The organism is Rhizobium sp. RHZ02 (genome assembly GCF_014851575.1).
In the GTDB taxonomy this organism is placed as follows: Bacteria; Pseudomonadota; Alphaproteobacteria; order Rhizobiales; family Rhizobiaceae; genus Rhizobium; species Rhizobium altiplani.
Map to the genome: position 1 here is coordinate 37787 of NZ_JACUZX010000006.1, position 19461 is coordinate 57247.

The 19461-nt window shown below is 60.7% G+C and carries 16 protein-coding genes; 11 read left to right on the forward strand and 5 right to left on the reverse strand.

What is annotated here, in order from left to right; all coding sequences use genetic code 11:
- Positions 1-34: 34 nt before the first annotated feature.
- Entirely contained in the window at positions 35-1171 is a 1137-nt protein-coding gene (locus IB244_RS12150; RefSeq protein ID WP_192304366.1) for an efflux RND transporter periplasmic adaptor subunit, read from the forward strand.
- A 26-nt stretch (positions 1172-1197) separates the two neighbouring features.
- The gene (locus tag IB244_RS12155; protein ID WP_192304459.1) at positions 1198-4347 is read left to right on the forward strand and encodes an efflux RND transporter permease subunit; all 3150 of its coding nucleotides are present in this window, start codon (positions 1198-1200) and stop codon (positions 4345-4347) included.
- A 44-nt stretch (positions 4348-4391) separates the two neighbouring features.
- Here IB244_RS12155 and IB244_RS12160 read toward each other — a convergent pair whose 3' ends face one another.
- The 3 genes from IB244_RS12160 to IB244_RS12170 all read right to left on the reverse strand — a co-directional run bounded on the left by IB244_RS12160 (position 4392) and on the right by IB244_RS12170 (position 7378).
- Positions 4392-5315 carry an ROK family protein gene (locus IB244_RS12160; protein ID WP_018856474.1) on the reverse strand — a complete coding sequence of 308 codons (924 nt, stop codon included), beginning with the start codon at positions 5313-5315 and terminating at the stop codon, positions 4392-4394.
- Positions 5316-5387: 72 nt separating this feature from the next.
- Positions 5388-6722: an ATP-binding protein gene (locus IB244_RS12165; protein WP_025658843.1), complete on the reverse strand. Its 1335-nt coding sequence runs from the start codon at positions 6720-6722 to the stop codon at positions 5388-5390.
- Positions 6723-6724: 2 nt separating this feature from the next.
- On the reverse strand, positions 6725-7378 hold the full coding sequence (locus IB244_RS12170; RefSeq protein ID WP_192304368.1) for a response regulator: 654 nt from the start codon (positions 7376-7378) through the stop codon (positions 6725-6727).
- A 222-nt stretch (positions 7379-7600) separates the two neighbouring features.
- Here IB244_RS12170 and IB244_RS12175 point away from each other — a divergent pair, with 222 nt between their 5' ends.
- The 8 genes from IB244_RS12175 (at position 7601) to IB244_RS12210 (ending at position 16811) form a co-directional block, all read left to right on the forward strand.
- The gene (locus tag IB244_RS12175; protein ID WP_025658845.1) at positions 7601-8554 is read left to right on the forward strand and encodes a sugar-binding transcriptional regulator; all 954 of its coding nucleotides are present in this window, start codon (positions 7601-7603) and stop codon (positions 8552-8554) included.
- 145 nt (positions 8555-8699) lie between these two features.
- Positions 8700-10010 carry an ABC transporter substrate-binding protein gene (locus tag IB244_RS12180; protein ID WP_026371702.1) on the forward strand — a complete coding sequence of 437 codons (1311 nt, stop codon included), beginning with the start codon at positions 8700-8702 and terminating at the stop codon, positions 10008-10010.
- A gap of 135 nt (positions 10011-10145) precedes the next feature.
- The gene (locus IB244_RS12185; RefSeq protein WP_025658847.1) at positions 10146-11018 is read left to right on the forward strand and encodes a carbohydrate ABC transporter permease; all 873 of its coding nucleotides are present in this window, start codon (positions 10146-10148) and stop codon (positions 11016-11018) included.
- 1 nt (position 11019) lies between these two features.
- Positions 11020-11850: a carbohydrate ABC transporter permease gene (locus IB244_RS12190; protein ID WP_026371704.1), complete on the forward strand. Its 831-nt coding sequence runs from the start codon at positions 11020-11022 to the stop codon at positions 11848-11850.
- Positions 11851-11868: 18 nt separating this feature from the next.
- Positions 11869-12867 carry an ABC transporter ATP-binding protein gene (locus IB244_RS12195; RefSeq protein WP_018856481.1) on the forward strand — a complete coding sequence of 333 codons (999 nt, stop codon included), beginning with the start codon at positions 11869-11871 and terminating at the stop codon, positions 12865-12867.
- A 106-nt stretch (positions 12868-12973) separates the two neighbouring features.
- A complete protein-coding gene (locus tag IB244_RS12200) occupies positions 12974-14455 on the forward strand; it encodes a mannitol dehydrogenase family protein (RefSeq protein WP_018856482.1) in 1482 nt (493 codons plus the stop codon).
- A gap of 83 nt (positions 14456-14538) precedes the next feature.
- On the forward strand, positions 14539-15228 hold the full coding sequence (locus tag IB244_RS12205; protein WP_018856483.1) for an HAD family hydrolase: 690 nt from the start codon (positions 14539-14541) through the stop codon (positions 15226-15228).
- A complete protein-coding gene (locus IB244_RS12210; protein WP_113471968.1) occupies positions 15228-16811 on the forward strand; it encodes an FGGY-family carbohydrate kinase in 1584 nt (527 codons plus the stop codon). Before IB244_RS12205 ends, IB244_RS12210 begins: the two co-directional genes overlap by 1 nt.
- A gap of 20 nt (positions 16812-16831) precedes the next feature.
- Here the strand turns inward: IB244_RS12210 and IB244_RS12215 are convergent, their stop codons facing one another.
- Entirely contained in the window at positions 16832-17686 is an 855-nt protein-coding gene (locus tag IB244_RS12215) for a MurR/RpiR family transcriptional regulator (RefSeq protein WP_025658852.1), read from the reverse strand.
- Positions 17687-17917: 231 nt separating this feature from the next.
- On the opposite strand from IB244_RS12215, the gene IB244_RS12220 reads away from it, so the two are divergent.
- A complete protein-coding gene (locus IB244_RS12220) occupies positions 17918-18631 on the forward strand; it encodes a sulfate transporter family protein (RefSeq protein WP_192304370.1) in 714 nt (237 codons plus the stop codon).
- A gap of 34 nt (positions 18632-18665) precedes the next feature.
- Here IB244_RS12220 and nth read toward each other — a convergent pair whose 3' ends face one another.
- On the reverse strand, positions 18666-19448 hold the full coding sequence (gene nth, locus IB244_RS12225; protein ID WP_113471970.1) for an endonuclease III: 783 nt from the start codon (positions 19446-19448) through the stop codon (positions 18666-18668).
- Between the last annotated feature and the right edge of the window lie 13 nt (positions 19449-19461).

Here is a 19461-nt window from a genome sequence, read left to right on the forward strand (position 1 = left end):
AATCAACCGATAGCCGATTTCAGGAGTGCGAAAGATGATTTCGCTGAAGAGAGTTCAGTTGCCGTCCGTAGTCAGTCTCGCGCTCCTCGGCGCCGTCGCACTTGCCGTATCCGGATGCAGCGACGAGAAGAAAGCCGAGACGAAAGAGGTCATCCGGCCGGTAAAGGTCGTGGAGATTGCCGAGGCCGGCGATACCCGCGCGCTGGACTATTCCGGTGCAGTGAAGGCTCGTGTCGAGATGAACCTCGGCTTCCGGGTCGCCGGCAAGATCACCGACCGCCGTGTCAACATCGGCGATCGCGTCAAGCCGGGCGATCTGCTCGCCCAAATCGACCCGACGGACTATCAACTGGCGGTCAAGACCGCCGAGGCGAACCTCGCCGCCGCCGAAAAGGGCGTGGCAACCGCTGATCTCGCCAACAAACGCGCGCAGCAACTGTTCGACAAGAGTGTCACGGCGAAATCGCAGATGGAGCAGGCAGCCCTTAGCTATGATCAGGCCGTCTCGACGCGCGATGCCGCGGCGTCGTCGGTCGACCAGGCTAGGAACCAGGTCGCCTATACCGAGTTGAAGGCCGACCGTAGTGGCATCGTTACCTCGATCAGCGCCGACACAGGCGCGGTCGTCGCGGCTGGCACGCCTGTCGCGACCGTCGCGCTTGATGGCGAGAAGGAAGTGCAGATCGCCGTTCCGGAGAACGACATCGCGCAGTTCAAACCCGGCAAGACCGTCAAGGCCAGCTTCTGGTCGGACAACAAGCTCGTGCTCGATGGCAAGGTGCGTGAGGTTTCCGGCAGTGCCGATGCGCAGTCGCGCACCTTCTCGGTCCGCGTCAGCCTTCCGAACGACGATCGCGTGCTGCTCGGCATGACGGCGACGATCGAGGCCGCCGTTGGCAATGCCGAGACCAACGTCGCCATTCCGCTCAGCGCGCTCGCCGAGAAGGATGGCAAGAAGATCGTCTGGATCGTCGATCGCAATGCATCGACCGTCCATGCCCGCGAAATCAAGGTTACGGACTTCACCGGCGCTGGCGTCCACGTCGCCGACGGCCTGAAAACCGGCGACCTCGTCGTCGCGGCCGGCACGCAGTTCATGGCCGAGAACCTGAAGGTCAAGCTGCCCGAACAGCAGTCGGCGCAGGCCGAAACCGCCGACGTCATCCGTTAAGGCCTGGTCAGGAGAGGATTATGACCATGGACAACTCCAACGCCGAAAAGCGCCCCTTCAACCTGTCACGCTGGGCGATCGGCCATCCGAGCATTGCACGCTTCCTGTTCGGCCTGATCCTGATCACCGGCGTCCTTGGCTTGATGCGCATGGGCCAGAAGGAAGACCCGGACTTCACCTTCCGCGTCATGGTCGTGCAGGCCATCTGGCCGGGCGCCTCCATCCAGGAGATGGAAGACCAGGTCGTCAACAAGATCGAGCGCAAGCTCCAGGAAACGCCGCATATCGATTGGGTGAAATCCTACACGCGGGCCGGCAGCGCCATCATCACCCTGCAGGTGAAGGGCGATACCAACAGCCAGCAGGTCGCTGACGCCTTCTACCAGGTGCGCAAGAAGGTCGGCGACATTTCCAGCGAGTTGCCCGAAGGGCTGCTTGGACCCTATTTCAACGATGAGTTCGGCGATACCTACATCACGCTGCATTCGATCAGCGGCGAAGGTTACAGCTATCCGGAGCTGAAGAAATTCGCCATCCAGGCGCGTGACATGCTTCTGACGACGCCGGGCGTTGAGAAGGCTGTCATCATCGGCGATCAGCCAGAGAAGATCTACATCGACGTATCCTCGAAGGCTCTGGCCGAACGCGGACTGACCGTGCTCGACCTGCAGAACGCGATCAAGGGACAGAACAGCGTCGATCCGGCCGGCTCCGTCGACACCGGCACACGTTCGGTGCGGATTTCCGTCGGAGGCGACGTAACGAAGGCCGAGGACATCCGCGAACTGCGGCTAAAGGCCGGCAATCAGGTCACGCGTCTTGGCGATATAGCTACCGTCTATTCGGGCCTCGAGGATCCCTATCAGCGCAAGTATCGCTTCAACGGGCATGAAAGCGTCCAGGTCGGCGTCGTCATGGCCAAGGGCTTCAAGGTCACCGATGTCGGCAAGGATGTCGAATCGACCTACGAGCGGTTCGCGGGATCACTGCCCTACGGTGTCGCCGTCGACCAGATCTCCAACCAGCCCGACGTCGTCACCGATGCGATCAGCGAGTTCATGCATGCGCTTGGCGAGGCCCTGATCATCGTGCTGATCGTCTCCTTCCTGTCGATCGGCTGGCGCTCTGGTCTCGTTATCGCCATCGCCATCCCGCTCGTGCTGGCAGCGACCTTCGCCATCATGTACGAGTTCGGCATCGATCTGCAGCGCATTTCGCTCGGCGCACTCATCATCGCGCTCGGCCTACTCGTGGACGATGCCATGATCGTCGTCGAGCTGATGGAGCGAAAGCTAGAGGAAGGCCTTGTAAAGATCGAAGCGGCCAGTTTTGCCTACTCCTCGACCGCCTTCCCGATGCTGACCGGCACGCTGATTACCACCGCGGGCTTCATCCCGGTCGGCTTTGCGGCGTCGACCGCCGGCGAATATGTGCGTACGCTGTTCTACGTGGTCGGCATTGCGCTGGTTGTCTCATGGTTCGTGGCGGTCTATTTCACGCCATGGCTCGGCTACATGATCCTGAAGCAGCGCCACCATGCGGGCGAGCATCACGATGCCTTCGACACGCGGTTTTATCATCGCCTGAGAGCGACGGTCAGCTGGGCGGTGCGCCATCGCATGATCGTCATTGCCATGACGCTGGTGACCTTTGCGACCAGCCTTTGGGCGTTCCAGTTCATCCCGCAGAACTTCTTCCCGCAATCTTCGCGCCCGGAAATCCTTGTTGATCTCTGGCTGCCAGAGGGCACCAGCATCAAGGAAGTCGAGACGCAGGCAAAAGCGCTCGAAGCCAAGATCATGGATGACAAGGACAAGAAGTTCGTCGCCACCTACATCGGCGAGGGCGCCCCGCGCTTCTTCCTGCCGCTCGACCAGCAGCTCCGCAATCCGAACTTCGCGCAGCTTCTCGTCATGGCAAACGACGAGCCGGCGCGCGAGCGGTTGATTGTCAAGCTGCGGACCATCCTTGCGGAAGACTTCCCTGATATCAGAGGCAAGGTCGATCGTCTGTTCCTTGGCCCGCCGACGGGCTGGCCGGTGCAGATGCGCATCATGGGACCGGATCGTCAGGAAGTCCGCAGAATCGCCGACGAGGTGAAGGCGAAGTTTGAAGCCAATCCGCAACTCGGTGCGATCCACGACGACTGGCTGGAGCCGGTGCCGGCGATGAAGCTGGTGATCGATCAGGACCGTGCCCGTGCGCTTGGCGTTACGTCGCAGCGTGTTCGCCAGATGCTGCAAACGGCTGTCTCCGGCGCCCCGCTCGATGATTTCCGTGACGGCGAGGAGACGGTGTCGATCGTCGCCCGTGAGCCGGAAACCAATCGCTCGCTGTTGTCGGCCGTCAACTCGGTCTACGTGCCGACGGACTTCGGCGGCTTCGTCCCAGTCTCCCAGGTTGCCAAGGTGGTGCCCGTTCTGGAGCAGGGGATCGAATGGCGGCGCAACCGTCTGCCGACGATCAGCGTTCGTGCAACATTGCCGGATGGCGTCCAGTCGAACGACGTAGTTATGAAGATGTATGCCGACATGCAGCCGCTACGAGACAGCCTGCCGGCCGGTTACAAGATCGAGATCCAGGGTGGCGCGGAAGATTCCGCCGAAAGCCAAGCCTCGATCGCGGCCAAGGCACCGATCATGCTCGTCGTCATCGTCCTCTTGCTGATGGCGCAGCTGCAGCACTTCGGCAAGGCGATGCTGGTGCTGGCGACCGGTCCGCTCGGGATCATCGGTGCGGCTGCGGCCCTGCTGATATCGGGCGCTCCGTTCGGCTTTGTCGCCATCCTCGGCGTCATCGCGCTGCTCGGCATCATCATCCGCAACTCGATTATCCTCGTCGACCAGATCGACCAGGACATCAAGGCGGGGATGAACAGGCAGGAAGCGATCGTCGGTGCTGCCGTGCGGCGGTTCCGCCCGATCATGCTGACGGCGCTGACGGCTGTCCTGGCGCTGATCCCGATCTCGCGCGGCGTTTTCTGGGGTCCGCTCGCCTATGCGATGATGGGCGGCATCCTTGTCGCGACGGTGCTGACAATCCTGGTGCTGCCCGCCGCTTACGCCCTCTTCTTCGGCAAGGAGCCGAAAGCAGCTGCGGCCAAGGACGGTGTCGCAAACGGCAACGCACCTGAAGACGCGGAGGAAATGCACCCGCCGGCCCTGGCGGCCGAATGACGGGAAAGACGATGGCGCGGTGAGAACCGCGCCATTTTCGTTAGTCAGACCGTGGTTTCCGCGGCTTCCGCTTTCAAGCCGAGCAGTGCGGCGCCGATCAGGCCCGGCTCGACGCGGCATTCGCTGCGGACCACGAGCGGGCGATCGAATTTGCGCAGGATGCGCTGACGGACAGCCTTGTCCAGCTCCGCAAGCAGCTCTTCGACATTCGAAAGACCGCCGCCGACGGGCACGATGGTGGCACCCGTGATATTCACCGTCAGGGCGAGTGGCGAGGCGACGAGGTCGACGAAGACATCGATGGTGCGAGCCGCCTTGGCCTCAGCCTTCAGCCAATCATCGATGATCTCCTGGCTGGACAGGTCGATTTCATGCAGCGTTTTGTGCAGCCGCTCGAGGCCGCGGGCGCCGCCGACCGTATCGACGCAGCCCGTCTGGCCGCAGCCGCAGGGAAAGGCCGGAATGGCAACCGGCGGATTGCCGGCATGAGATGCCAGCGCCGGGCCATGACCCCATTCGCCAGCAAAGCCGCCCGCGGCATTGATCAGCCGGCCATCTGCGACGACGCCACCGCCGACGCCGGTTCCGAGAATGGCGCCCAGAACGATGCGGTGGCCGCGCCCGGCGCCGAGATCGGCTTCCGCCATAGCGAAACAATCCGCGTCATTTGCAATTAGGACGGGCAGGCCAAGTTCGGCCTCGAGATCAGCGGCGAGGTTGCGGCCGTGGATACAGGGAATATTGGCGCAGGTCAGCCGCTGCGTATCCGGATCGACGACGCCGGCGATCGAGAAGGCCAGGCGTGTCGGTTGCTCGCCGGTTTCCGCGATGATGGCACGCAGCGTGTCGACGAATGCGGCAAAATCGTCCTTGGGGGTGGGACGCCGGCCGAGCGGCGTGATGTCGGCTTCGGAGTGCGCCACTCCGCCCTTGATGGCGGAGCCGCCGATGTCGAAAGAGATGATCATTCGGGTTCTGCTGGTTGGATGGCCTCTGCGTCTGCTCGCACCCTTCCGCGGGTTTTGCAAGCCAAATCCGGGTCAGGCAGGCAGGGTCATCTTGGCTTCGAAGCCGGCTTTCTCGCCAGCTGGCGGGGAGCGCAATTCCAATGTACCGCCCATCTGGGAGACGATACGGTCGGCGATGGCGAGCCCGAGGCCCGAACCGGATGCTGTCGTCTTGCCGCGGCGGAAGCGCTTCTTCAGGCCCGCCATCTCGGCCTCGCGGATCGGTGGCCCGCCGTTGACGACACGGATGATGCCGCCACTTTCGAGACTGACATTGACCGGCAGGTCGGGATCGCCATGGATCAGGGCATTCTCGATCAGGTTTCGCGTGACGATGCCGAAGGCATCCATGTCGGCGTTGCGGACGAGCTTTGCATCGGGCGCAGCAGAATACTTGAGCCTGCCGTTCGTACGGCTGTCGCGCTGGAAGTCGGTGACGACCATGTCGAGGACAGGACGCAGGTCGATCGGGCTCGAGCTCCCGCCGATACCCGCCTCGGCGCGTGACAGTTGCAGAAGCTTTTCCGCCAACCGGCTGAGATTGACCAATGAGGCTTCGACCTGCTGTACGCGATCCTGCGTTGGGCCGGGCGGCAATTCTTCCGCAAGCCGTTGGGTCTGTGCCAGCGCACCGGCAATCGGCGTTCTCAGCTCATGCGCACTGTTGGCGGTGAATTCGCGCTCCGCTTCGAGGGCCGCTCGCAGGCGCCCGAGGAGGAGGTTGACCGATCGAGCGATCGGCCTAAGCTCGACCGGCAGGTTCTGGCCATCGACCTCAACCATGTTGCCGCTGTCCTTCGTCCCGATGTCTCGCCGGAGCGCCTCAATCGGCCGCAGCGCCCGCCCGACGACGAACCAGATCGCAAAGATGCTGGCGGGAATCAGTGCTGCCAGGGGGATAAGCAGCGTCACGGCGCTTTCGCGCGCGGCTTCGTTCCGGTTCTTGAACCGGTCGGCCACCTGCAGGAACAGCGAGCCGTCGGCCGCCATTTCGGTGTAGATCCGGGCCGTTGGTGTATCGTGAAAGCCGGTGCTCAGCGGCGCGTCGAACGGCTCGGCTGGAGCGTCATTCGAATGCAACACGACCTTGCCGCTGGCGTCGCGCACTTGATAGGTCAAATACTCGCGTCTGGCGGCAGCGTCGAACATTGCCATGTTGCGTGGATCGCGATCTGTGCCCTGGTTCAGCTCGGCTAGGATAAGCGCCAGCAGGCGCTCGGTCGTCTCCTGCTGGGCAGCGTCGAAAATTTCATCGAATTCATGCTGCATCACGCGGAAACTCAGGCCGATCGCTGCAAGCCAGGAGACAACCAATACGGTCGTCAGGGCAAGGATCAACGGGCCGGTGATGCTGCGTTCACGTTTCATTTTCATCCGAGTGTGTAGCCGATGCCGCGTGCCGTGCGGATACGGTCCTTGCCGATTTTCTTGCGCAGGCGGCTCACATATACCTCGACCGTATTGCTTTCGATTTCGGAGCCGAATGCATAGAGCGCTTCCTCGATCCGGTCCTTTGGAACGATCGCGCCCGGGCGCGCCGTCAGGAGGTCGAGCACCGCCCACTCGCGGCTCGTCAGGATGATCGGCTCGCCGGCCACGGAGAGCTGATGCAGTGGCCGGTTGATCTCGATATCGGAAATGCGGATCACCGGATGCGGATTGGCGTCGTAGCGGCGCGCGACGGCCATGATGCGCGCTTCCAGCTCGTCCAGATTGAAGGGCTTCACGAGATAGTCATCGGCGCCGGCGTTCAGTCCGTCGATACGATCCGAGATCTGATCGCGCGCGGTTAATATGATGACGGGCGTTTTCAGGCCCCTTTCGCGAAGACGGCGCAGAAACTCGACGCCGCTGCCATCCGGGAGCTGAAGATCGAGAAGGATCAGCCCGTAATCGACAGGTCGAGCGGCGGCCTCGGCATCGGCGAGATTTTGCACCCAGTCAACGGCATGATTGGCAGCGGCGACGTGATCCCGCACTGCTCCACCAATCATCCTGTCATCTTCAACCAGCAGAATTCGCACAGTTTTTTCCTCGGTGCCAGTTAGCTCGCAGTTCAACCTTCGGTCAAGCAAGGCTTGATCGACAAAGATGACAAGCAGATGGCACCCGGCTCCAGCTCCAAGCCAAAATAGGCTGTGCAATTTCTCAATGCACTCGACATTTGCCCGAATTCTGGTTTGATTTGGCGCGATGTACATCTTCCCGTCGGCGGTGGCCGCCCCTTTCAGCATGGTAGAGACTTGATGGTACGAAAATCCGAGACTTCGGGACGGCTGGATGACGCGGCGCGTGCGGGATGGCTCTACTACGTGGCGGGGCGAACGCAGGATGAGATTGCTTCCTCCATGGGGATTTCCCGGCAGTCGGCCCAACGGCTGGTGTCGCTCGCGGTCGCCGAACGGCTGATCAAGGTGCGGCTTGACCATCCGATCGCTGCCTGCCTCGAACTCGCCAATGCGGTGCGCAAGAAGTTCAACCTGAAGCATGTCGAGGTCGTCCCGAGCGATCCCGGTTCCAGTTCGGCGACGGTCGGCATCGCGGAGGCCGCCGCAGCGGAGATCGAGCGCTGGCTGAAGCGGCCGGATCCGATCGTGCTGGCGGTCGGCACAGGGAGAACGTTGAAGGCGGCGGTCGATCAACTGCCCGCCATCGAATGTCCCAACCATCGCATCGTATCGTTGACCGGCAACATCGCGCCCGACGGTTCGGCGGCCTACTACAACGTCATCTTCAGCATGGCCGACGCGGTGAAGGCGCGGCATTTCCCGATGCCGCTGCCGGTTCTCGTGACGTCGGCGGCGGAACGGGAAACCCTGCATGGCCAGCAGCTCGTTCGCTCGACACTCGAGATCAGCGCGCAGGCGGACGTGACGTTCGTCGGCATCGGCGAGCTCGGCATCGACGGCCCGCTTTGCGTCGACGGATTTCTCGAGAAAGACGAGATGATGGAGCTGATGCGCAACGGTGCCGTCGGCGAGATCTGCGGCTGGGTGTTCGACAGCGAGGGCAAGCTTCTCGACAACCCGATCAACGAGCGGGTAGCCTCGGCCTCGATTCCCTCACGCGAGTCGTCGACGGTTATCGGAATCGGCAAGGGAAAGCGCAAGTTCAAGGCGATCAAGGCTGCTGTAATAGGCCATCAGATCAACGCGCTGATCACCGATGAGGATACTGCCGAGTATTTGCTCAAGGCATGAGCAAATATTTATTTCTTTAAAATCAGCTAGATAACACCATTGTTCGCTGATGCAGCAACGAATGGTGATTGACATTCTTTGCCTGCGGGTGAGTAATTGCTCATGAGCAAAGCGAATGCTCGCACTCATCTTCTGGGAGGAAGATATGACATTGAGAACTCTCCTGCTGGGCGCCTGCTCAGCACTGGCGTTTGCCGGCATGGCTTCGGCCGAAACGCTGACCATCGCGACCGTGAACAACGGCGACATGATCCGGATGCAGAAGCTGACGGATGACTTCAAAGCAAAGAACCCCGGTATTGAACTCGAGTGGGTAACGCTCGAAGAAAACGTCCTGCGCCAAAAGGTTACGACCGACATCGCAACCAAGGGCGGTCAGTACGACGTTCTGACGATCGGTACCTATGAAGTTCCGATCTGGGCAAAGCAGGGTTGGCTGCTGCCACTCGACAATCTCGGCGCCAACTACGATACCGACGACCTGCTGCCGGCAATCCGCAGCGGCCTGACCACCGACGGCAAGCTCTACGCAGCGCCGTTCTACGGCGAAAGCTCGATGGTCATGTACCGCAAGGACCTGTTCGACGCCGCCGGCCTGAAGATGCCTGACGCGCCGACCTGGGATTTCATCGCGGATGCCGCGAAGAAGATCACCAACAAGGACAAGGAAATCTACGGCATCTGCCTGCGCGGCAAGGCTGGCTGGGGCGAAAACATGGCCTTCCTGACGGCTATGTCGAACTCCTTCGGCGCCCGCTGGTTCGACGAGCAGTGGAAGCCGCAGTTCGATCAGCCGGAGTGGAAGGACACGCTGAACTTCTACGTCAACCTGATGAAGGACGCCGGACCTCCCGGTGCTTCGTCGAACGGCTTCAACGAAAACCTGGCGCTGTTCCAGACCGGCAAGTGCGGCATGTGGATCGACGCGACCGTTGCTGCGTCCTTCGTCAGCAACCCGAAGGAATCGACCGTGGCTGACAAGGTCGGCTTCGCTCTGGCTCCGGACAAGGGCCTTGGCAAGCGCGGCAACTGGCTCTGGGCCTGGAACCTCGCCATCCCGGCAGGCTCGCAGAAGGTCGAAGCGGCCGAGAAGTTCGTCGCCTGGGCAACCAGCAAGGATTACACCAACCTGGTCGCCGAGAAGGAAGGCTGGCTGAATGCACCTCCCGGTACCCGCTCCTCGCTCTATGCGAACGCGGATTACCAGAAGGCGGCGCCTTTCGCGAAGATGACGCTCGACAGCATCAACGCGGCTGACCCGACAAAGCCGACCGTCAAGCCGGTCCCTTATGTCGGCGTCCAGTTTGTCGCCATTCCTGAATTCCAGGGCATCGGCACGGCCGTCGGACAGCAGTTCTCCGCAGCTCTTGCAGGACAGGTTTCTGTCGACCAGGCACTGCAGAGTGCGCAGCAGCTGACGACCCGCGAAATGACCAAGGCTGGTTATATCAAATAGGTAAAACCTCCTGAGAAGGCGGGGGAGTTGAGACCCCGCCCATCTGGGTCGCCGAATGCCCAAATTGCGTCGGCGCCCCTTTTTTCTTAGCTGCCCTGCAGCCGTCTGCCCTTTTGAAGAGGATCGGTCATCGCCATGGCAACGTTACACACCCGCTCCGCAGCGCGAATGATGATCGCACCGTCCGTTGTGCTTCTCTTCCTGTGGATGATCGTCCCGCTCGTGATGACGATCTATTTCTCATTGCTGAATTACAATCTGCTCAGCCCGGGCATGGAAACCTTCGTCGGCTTCCTGAACTACAAATATTTTCTGACCGACCCGGCCTTTATCGCCGCCTTGATCAACACGTTGCTGCTGGTGCTCGGCGTGCTCCTGATCACTGTCGTGGGCGGCATCGCGTTTGCGCTGCTCCTGAACCAGGATATCTACGGGCAGGGGATCGTTCGCATCCTGGTGATCGCACCCTTCTTCGTGATGCCGACGGTTGCGGCTCTGGTGTGGAAGAACATGTTCATGAACCCGGTCAACGGGCTCTTCGCACATCTCGCCAAGGCGCTTGGATTGCAACCCTTTGACTGGCTTGCCAACGCGCCGCTCTTCTCGATCATTCTGATCGTCGCGTGGCAGTGGCTGCCTTTCGCGACGCTGATCATGCTCACCGCCCTTCAGTCACTGGACGAAGAACAGCAGGAAGCTGCCGAAATGGACGGCGCCGGCGCGATCTCGAAATTCTTCTACATCATCCTGCCGCACATGGCCCGCGCCATCACGGTTGTGATTCTGATCCAGACGATCTTCCTGCTCTCCGTCTTTGCCGAAATCCTGGTGACGACGAACGGCGGGCCTGGCACGCAAAGCACCAACCTTACCTTCCTCGTCTATTCGCAGGCATTGCTGCAATTCGATATCGGCGGCGCCTCGGCGGGTGGTATCGTCGCGGTTATCCTTGCCAATATCGTTGCGATCTTCCTCGTGCGCCTTGTTGGCAAGAATCTGGAGGCTTAAGATGGCTAGAAAGGTCTCAACTCGACGCAAAATGGTCATGACGGCGGTCGCCTGGGCGCTCGGCATCCTGATCTTCTTCCCGATCCTCTGGACGTTCCTGACGAGCTTCAAGACGGAAGCGGATGCCATCGCCTCGCCGCCGCAGTTCCTGTTCTTCCACTGGACGACCGAGAGCTACGCGGAAGTGCAGAGCCGCTCGAACTACCTCAGTCACTTCATGAACTCGGTGATCATTTCCTTCGGTTCGACGCTGATCGGACTGATCATCGCGATCCCGGCCGCCTGGGCGATGGCGTTTTCGCCGACCAAGCGGACGAAGGACGTCTTGATGTGGATGCTGTCGACGAAGATGATGCCGCCGGTCGGGGCGCTCATCCCGATCTACCTGATGTTCAGAAATTTTGGCTTGCTCGACAGCCGCAGCGGTCTGGTGATCATTCTCACTTTGATCAACCTGCCGATCATAGTGTGGATGCTCTACACCTACTTCAAGGAAATCCCCGGCGAGATACTTGAGGCGGCCCGCATGGATGGTGCTTCGCTCTTCAAGGAGATCATCTACGTGCTTACGCCGATGGCGGTGCCGGGCATTGCATCGACGCTGCTTCTCAACATCATCCTTGCCTGGAACGAAGCCTTCTGGACTCTGAACCTCACTGCCTCGAAAGCAGCGCCACTGACGGCGTTCATCGCTTCCTATTCCAGCCCCGAAGGCCTGTTTTATGCCAAGCTTTCGGCAGCATCGACCATGGCGATCGCCCCGATCCTGATCCTCGGCTGGTTCTCGCAGAAACAACTCGTCCGCGGCCTGACCTTCGGCGCGGTGAAATAAGACACTACGGAGAGAAACATGGGCAGCATTACCCTTCAAAAAGTCTCGAAGGTCTTCGGCGAAGCCAAGGTCATCCCGTCGATCGACCTCGACATCAAGGACGGCGAGTTCGTCGTCTTCGTCGGGCCTTCGGGCTGTGGCAAGTCCACTCTGCTCAGGCTGATTGCGGGCCTCGAGGACGTGTCGGATGGCAAGATCGTGATCGACGGAAAGGATGCAACCGAGAAAGCCCCGTCAGAGCGCGGCCTTGCGATGGTGTTTCAGTCCTATGCGCTCTATCCGCACATGAGCGTGCGCAACAACATCGCCTTTCCGCTGAAGATGGCCAACGTCGACAAGGCCGAGATTGACAGAAAGGTCGCAGACGCCGCACGCGTCCTCAACCTCACCGACTATCTTGAGCGCAAGCCGCGCCAGCTCTCGGGCGGCCAGCGCCAGCGCGTCGCCATCGGCCGCGCGATTGTACGCCAGCCATCGGCGTTTCTGTTCGACGAACCGCTTTCGAACCTGGATGCCGCCCTTCGCGTCAACATGCGCCTGGAGATCAGCGAACTTCATCAGCAGCTGAAGACCACGATGATCTACGTCACCCACGACCAGGTGGAAGCCATGACCATGGCCGACAAGATCGTCGTGCTGAACCGTGGAAATATCGAACAGGTCGGCTCACCGCTTGAACTCTACCACAAGCCGCGAAACCTCTTCGTCGCGGGCTTTATCGGCTCGCCGAAGATGAACTTCGTCAAAAGCCAGTATGCCGCGCAATTCGGAGCGCACACGATCGGCGTGCGGCCGGAACATGTGCTGTTGTCGACCGAAAGCGGCGACTGGAAGGGCAAGGTCATGGTCGCCGAACATCTCGGCGCGGACACCTTCCTGCACGTGGATGTCGAGGGTATTGGTCATGTCACCGCGCGTGGCGGCGGCGATTTCCCGGCAAAGGCCGGCGATGTCGTCTATCTGACTCCCGACAAGACGCGGATCCACAAATTCAACGAGGGTGGTCTCACCATCTGAGAGCATTGCTGCCGGGTTGGGGACAAGAGCGCACGCCGGACAAAGCGCCCGGCGTACCGATGCCGGGATCTTAGCCGATCCCGAAGACCTTCAAGAGGACTGAAACATGACGTGCAAACTATCGCTGGCAACGCTTTCCGAGGTGGCAAAAACGGCCGCCGTACCGACCTACGAGCGGGCGTCGTTGAAGGCGGGCATCGTGCACTTCGGCGTGGGCAATTTCCACCGCGCCCACCAGGCGATCTATCTGGACGACCTGTTCAATCTGGGTCAGGATCATGACTGGGCGATCATCGGCGCGGGTATTCTCCCTTCCGACGCCGCAATGCGCGAGAAGCTCGCCGCCCAGGATTTCCTGACGACGGTCGTCGAGCAGGACAACAACAAGACTGCTGCGCGCGTTACGGCGCCGATGATCGACATCCTGCCGGTCGGTGACGCCAAGGCGATTATCGCCAAGCTTGCGGATCCAGCGATCCGCATCGTTTCGATGACGATTACCGAGGGCGGCTACTTCATCGACGCCTCGGGCAAATTCAATCCCGGTCATCCGGCGATCGCTGCGGACGGCCAGAATCCTGCCGAGCCGAAGACCGTCTTTGGCCTTGTCGTCGCCGGTCTCAAGGCGCGCAAGGAGAAGGGCATCGTGCCTTTCACCGTCATGTCCTGCGACAACATTCCCCACAACGGCGTCGTCACGTCGAATGCCGTCGTTGGCACGGCGCGTCTCTCCGATCCTGCCTTTGCCGACTGGATCAAGGCGAACGTCGCCTTCCCGAATGCCATGGTGGACCGCATCACGCCGGCAACGGGTCAGCGCGAAATCGACTTGTTGAAGGACGCCTTCGGCATCGAGGACAACTGGCCCGTCTATTGCGAAGAGTTCAAGCAGTGGGTGCTGGAAGACAAGTTTACGGCGGGGCGGCCGGCGCTTGAGAAGGTCGGCGTCACCTTCGTGCCCGATGTAACGCCCTACGAGCACATGAAGATCCGCATTCTGAACGGGGGACATGCGGCGATCGCCTATCCGGCAGCGCTGATGGATATCCATTTCGTGCACGACTCGATGGAGGATCCGTTGATCCGTGCCTTCCTCGCCAAACTTGAGAAGGATGAGATCATCCCGATCGTTCCGCCGGTCCCGGATACCTCGCTGACGGACTATTTCGCGCTGATCGAGCATCGGCTTCTCAATCCGAAGATTGCCGACACCATCCCGCGCCTGGCACAGGACGGATCGAACCGACAGCCGAAATTCATCCTGCCCTCTACGCTCGACAATCTGAACCAGGGGCGGGACGTGGTCGGGCTCGCGCTGGTTTCTGCTCTGTGGTGCCGCTATTTTGCCGGCAAGACGGACAGCGGCAAGGACATCGTCTTCAACGACGCCAGCGCCGATCGGCTGCATGCGGCCGCACTGAAGGCCAAGGACAATCCGATGGCGTTCCTCGTTTTCGACGACACCTTTGGCGAGGTGTCAAAATCCGAGCTGTTCCGAAAGCGCTTTGCCCACGCATTGAAAACCCTGTGGGAAAAGGGCACGCGTGAAACCCTGCAGCTTTATCTTGATAACAAGCTTGCTGTGTAAGGATCACTGGCGGCATTCCTGCCGCCGGCTTCCGCCTTATCCGGCGGATGCATCTTCCTGCACCAACTGCGATTGGGTCTGCCATGGCTGAGGCTGAAACACGGCTCGTCATCTTTGATTGCGACGGCGTGCTCGTCGATAGCGAACCGATATCGGTGAGCGTTCTCGTGAAGGCGATGAACGATCTCGATGTCCCGATTACCGAGGAAGAGGTCTATGGCCGTTTCCTCGGGCGAAGTCTCGCGACTGTCATCGAGACGATGAAGACCGAATACAACGTCCACCCGGGTCAGGAATTTCTTGAGCAAATCCGCACCGATCTCTACGCCCGGTTTCGCAGGGAGCTGAAGCCGATGGCCGGGATCGCCGAGACGATCGACACCCTCGGCATTCCCTGTTGCGTCGCCTCTTCCAGCCAAGTCGAGCGTATCCGCCTGTCGCTGACGGTCACCGGCCTGATCGACCGGCTGCCTGATATCTTCAGCGCAACCATGGTCAAGCATGGCAAGCCCGCGCCCGATCTCTTCCTGCATGCGGCGCACGAAATGAACGTAGAGCCCGCCAATTGCGTGGTCGTGGAGGACAGCCCCGCCGGGATCGAGGCGGCGAAGGCAGCGGGCATGAGGGTGTTTGCCTTCACGGGCGGATCACACGCCAATTTTTCCGGCTATCGCGCTGAACTTGACCGACTTTCTCCCGAAGCCGTGTTTGACGCCATGCCGGATTTAATACACCTTGTCCGCAAACATAAGCAGGACGGGATGCACCTTTAATGCCTCAGCATGTGGTTGCGGTTGATATCGGCACGGGCAGTGCGCGCGCCGGCGTCTTCGACGCTCGCGGCGCATTGCTGGGCAAGGCCGAACACCCGATCATCATGAACAGGCCGCGTGAAAACCACGCCGAGCATGACTCCGAAGACATCTGGTCGGCGGTCTGCATTGCCGTTCGCAAGGCGATGGAGCAATCAGGCGCGGCGCCAGCATCGGTGGGCGCGATCGGTTTCGATGCTACCTGTTCGCTCGTCGTGCGCGATGTCGACGGCAACCAGATCAGTGTTTCCACCGGCGGAGAGCGCCGTTTCGATACGATCGTCTGGCTCGATCACCGGGCGCTGAAGGAAGCCGATTTCTGCACGGCGACGGAACATCCCGTGCTGGAGCACTCCGGGCACTTCATGTCGCCGGAAATGGAAATGCCGAAGCTGATGTGGCTGAAGAAGAAGCTGCCCGGCACCTGGATGAACACCGGCTATCTGTTCGACCTCGCCGATTTCATGACCTGGAAAGCAACTGGCGCGCTCGCCCGCTCGCGCTGCACGCTGACGGCCAAGTGGAATTATCTCGCACATCTCGACAAAGGGTGGCGGAAGGATTTTCTCGAGCGGATTGGGCTCGATGACCTACTGGATCGCGGACGGCTGCCGGAGGAAACGGTGCCGGTCGGCAAGAGTGTCGGGACGCTGACGCAAGAGGCCGCCTCGGCGCTCGGGCTGACGACGGCGTGCCATGTTTCCTCAGGCATGATCGACGCCTATGCCGGGGCGCTGGGTGCGCTTGGCGGCGAGGCGCAGGATGCTCACAGGCTGGAACGCCAATTGGCGCTGATCGCCGGCACCTCGAGCTGCATCGTTTCGTTCTCGCGCGAGCGCAAACCGAGCCACGGCATGTGGGGGCCGTATTACGAAGCCGTCTTTCCTGAATCCTGGCTTGTCGAGGCGGGGCAATCGGCAACGGGCGCGCTGCTCGATCATATCGTGCGGATGCACGCAGCCGGTGGCGAGCCAACGGCTACGCTGCATCAGAAGATCGTCGAGCGTATTGCGCAGCTTCGCGCCGAGGAGGGCGACGAGTTCGGTGCCCGCATCTTTATACTGCCGGATTTTCACGGCAACCGCTCGCCACTCGCCGATCCGCATGCCGTCGGCAGCATCAGCGGCCTGACGCTCGACACGTCGTTCGACGGACTCTGCGCGCTCTATTGGCGCGCAGCAGTCGCGATCGCGCTCGGGATCCGTCACATCCTCGAGCGGATGAAGGAATATGGCTATGTGCCTGACACCCTGCATGTCGCAGGCGGCCATGTGAAAAATCCGGTGCTGATGGAGCTCTATTCCGATGCAACCGGCTGCAGGGTCGTTGTGCCGAAGATGAACGAGGCGGTGCTCCTCGGTACGGCGATGGCCGCTTCCGTGGCGTGCGGTCTCTATCGAGATCTCGCAGAAGCAGGGGCGGCCATGTACTCCGGTGGCGAAGAGCGATTGCCGGATACAGCCAAGCAGGCATTTTATGACCGGGATTATCGCCGGCTGCTTGCCATGTATCGCCACCGCGCGGAACTGGAAGCGATGGAGTAGGCGCCTAATCCTGGAAGACTCTACCGGTTTCCGCCGTCTCCAAGCATGCTGCCGAATTCAGCCATGCGACGGGTGCGGGCGCCTGCTTCTTCGCCGGCCGCAGTGACAACGTCTTCCGACAGACAGTCGAGGAGGACCATCAGCGGCGGCAGGTTGTCTTCGTCATCGGATCGGGCAGGCGGAAGGGCGAGTACGATATTGGCCTGATCCGGAATCCAGTTGGTGCCTTGTGCTGTAATCAAGATAACCTTGTATCCATAGCGCCGTGCCGTCCGGGCCAGCAGCCGGGCTTTGCCAAAGCGCCGGCTGTCGATCACGATCAGCAAGGCGTCATTGCCATCGAGCCGTGCGAAGAGTTCGGCGAAGCGGCTGCCCGTTCCATCAAGCGCGTGGACGCCGTCGCGCGCATGGGTCAATCGCTGAGCAAAGTGGGACGCGAAGCCGGAAAGATGAGCATGCGAGGCGACAAGAACCTCATGAGCGGATGATATCATCGACACGGCTTCATTCCAGAGGGGCTGGCCCGTCAAATGGTAGATATGGTGCAGCGCCTGGATCTGCTCGGAGACCAGTACCGCGAGCGGCTTGCCGGCAGAAGCGTCGGCCTGCAGCTGGGTGAGCGATGCCTGCATCTGCATTGGCGAAATGGTGGTTGTTTCGCGGATATGGACCTTGACGCTGTCGAGCCCCTGATAGCCGAGCGCGCGTAGAAAGCGGCCCACCGTCATGGGGCTCAGATCCAGCCGATCGGCAACCGACGCGGCTGTTTCGAACGGCAGGTCGTTCAGATGCTCGGAGAAATATTTCGCGATTCGTCGTTCGGCCGGCGTGCCGGACTTGGCATACTGGCGGAGCTTCTGAACAAAATCTTCCACGTTGGCCCGTCCCGATCTTCCCGAAAGCATTTCTCGGATACGCATGGCCAACGCTTGTCGTTTGCAACTATTCCGGAAGCTGCGTTTCAGGATCAAGCAATCATAGTTGATAAATTACTATATAGTAACATAGATTTTCCGACAAGTTTTGGGCTAGTCATCCGAGTTTGTTTCAGCCTTGCCGTTCAAAGTTCGGATTCCTACATGGTTGTTGCAACCGGAGACCTCGGAATGATCTTTCAGGCGGCCCGCCTATCTCTCATCAATCTTTTCGCGCCAGAGACGCGGTCAGTGTTCTGGAAGGTCCTGGGATTGACCCTCCTGTTGCTCGTCGGGCTTTGGCTGGCGCTGCGCAGTGCGTTCATATCGTACGTCTTCCCGTGGATTGCCAGTTTCTTTCCCGCCATGCCGGACTGGGGAGGGTGGCTCGGCTTCGTGTTTGCGATCGCAGCCAGCCTCGGCCTTGCACTTGGCCTGGCGCTTTTGCTGTCACCGGTGACGGCATTGGTTGCCGGCCTGTTTCTCGACGATGTGGCCGAGGTGATTGAAAGACGGGATTATCCCTCGGATCAGTCTGGAACGGCGATGCCGCTCGGTCCGGCGCTCACAAGCTCGATCAAGCTTCTTGGCGTGGTTATCCTCGGCAACATCGTGGCGCTTTTTCTGCTGTTCGTGCCGGGCGTCAACATAATCGCGTTCTTCCTCGTCAACGGCTACCTGCTCGGCCGCGAATTCTTCGAGTTTGCTGCAATGCGGTTTCGTTCGCCGCAGGAGGCACGATCGTTTCGGGCCAAACATGCGGCGACGGTGTTCCTTGCGGGGCTTGTTATTGCGGGCTTCCTTGCCATCCCGATCGTCAATCTGCTGACGCCGCTTTTCGCCGCTGGATTGATGGTGCACCTGCACAAGCTGGTTTCGCGCGAGGACGCGGGCTTTCGCGGGTAGGGCCAAATCGGTAGCGCCGCGATCTGCCGCAGACTTACTCGACGGCCTCTCCAACCACTTGGCGCGGTAGCTCGACCAGCGGCGCCGGCACGTCGCAGCTCTTTTCCGGCGACTTGCAGATATCGGCGATGACGCAGCGCTCGCATTCCGGCTTGCGTGCCTTGCAGGTATAGCGGCCATGCAGGATCAGCCAGTGGTGGGCATGATAGAGATAGTGCTTCGGTACCACCTTCATCAGCCGCTCCTCGACCTCGTCGGGCGTCTTTCCCGGCGCCAGCTTGATTCGGTTGGCGATGCGGAAAATGTGTGTGTCCACCGCCATCGTCGCCTGATCGAAAGCCATGGAGAGCACGACATTGGCGGTCTTGCGGCCGACACCGGGGAGCATCACCAGCTCGTCACGCGTTTGCGGCACAGCGCCGCCGAATTTCTCGACCAGCATCTGTGAGAGAGCGATGACGTTCTTCGCCTTGTTGCGGTAGAGGCCGATCGTCTTGATGTAGTCGCGCACCCGCTCCTCGCCGAGTGCCAGCATCTTTTCGGGCGTGTCGGCAACCCTGAAGAGTGCGCGTGTCGCCTTGTTGACGCCGGCATCCGTCGCCTGGGCGGAGAGGGCTACAGCGACGACGAGCGTGAACGGGTTCGTGTGTTCCAGTTCGCCTTTCGGCTCCGGCCGCTGGATGGAGAAGCGACGGAATATCTCCTCGCGCTCGGCTTCGGAATAGGCAGAACGGACCGTTGCCGGCTTCTTCTGGCGAACGATCACTTTTGAGTTCTGCGACGATGTGACGGCGGATTTGAGTTTCGGAGTTGGCATGGAAAACCTATAC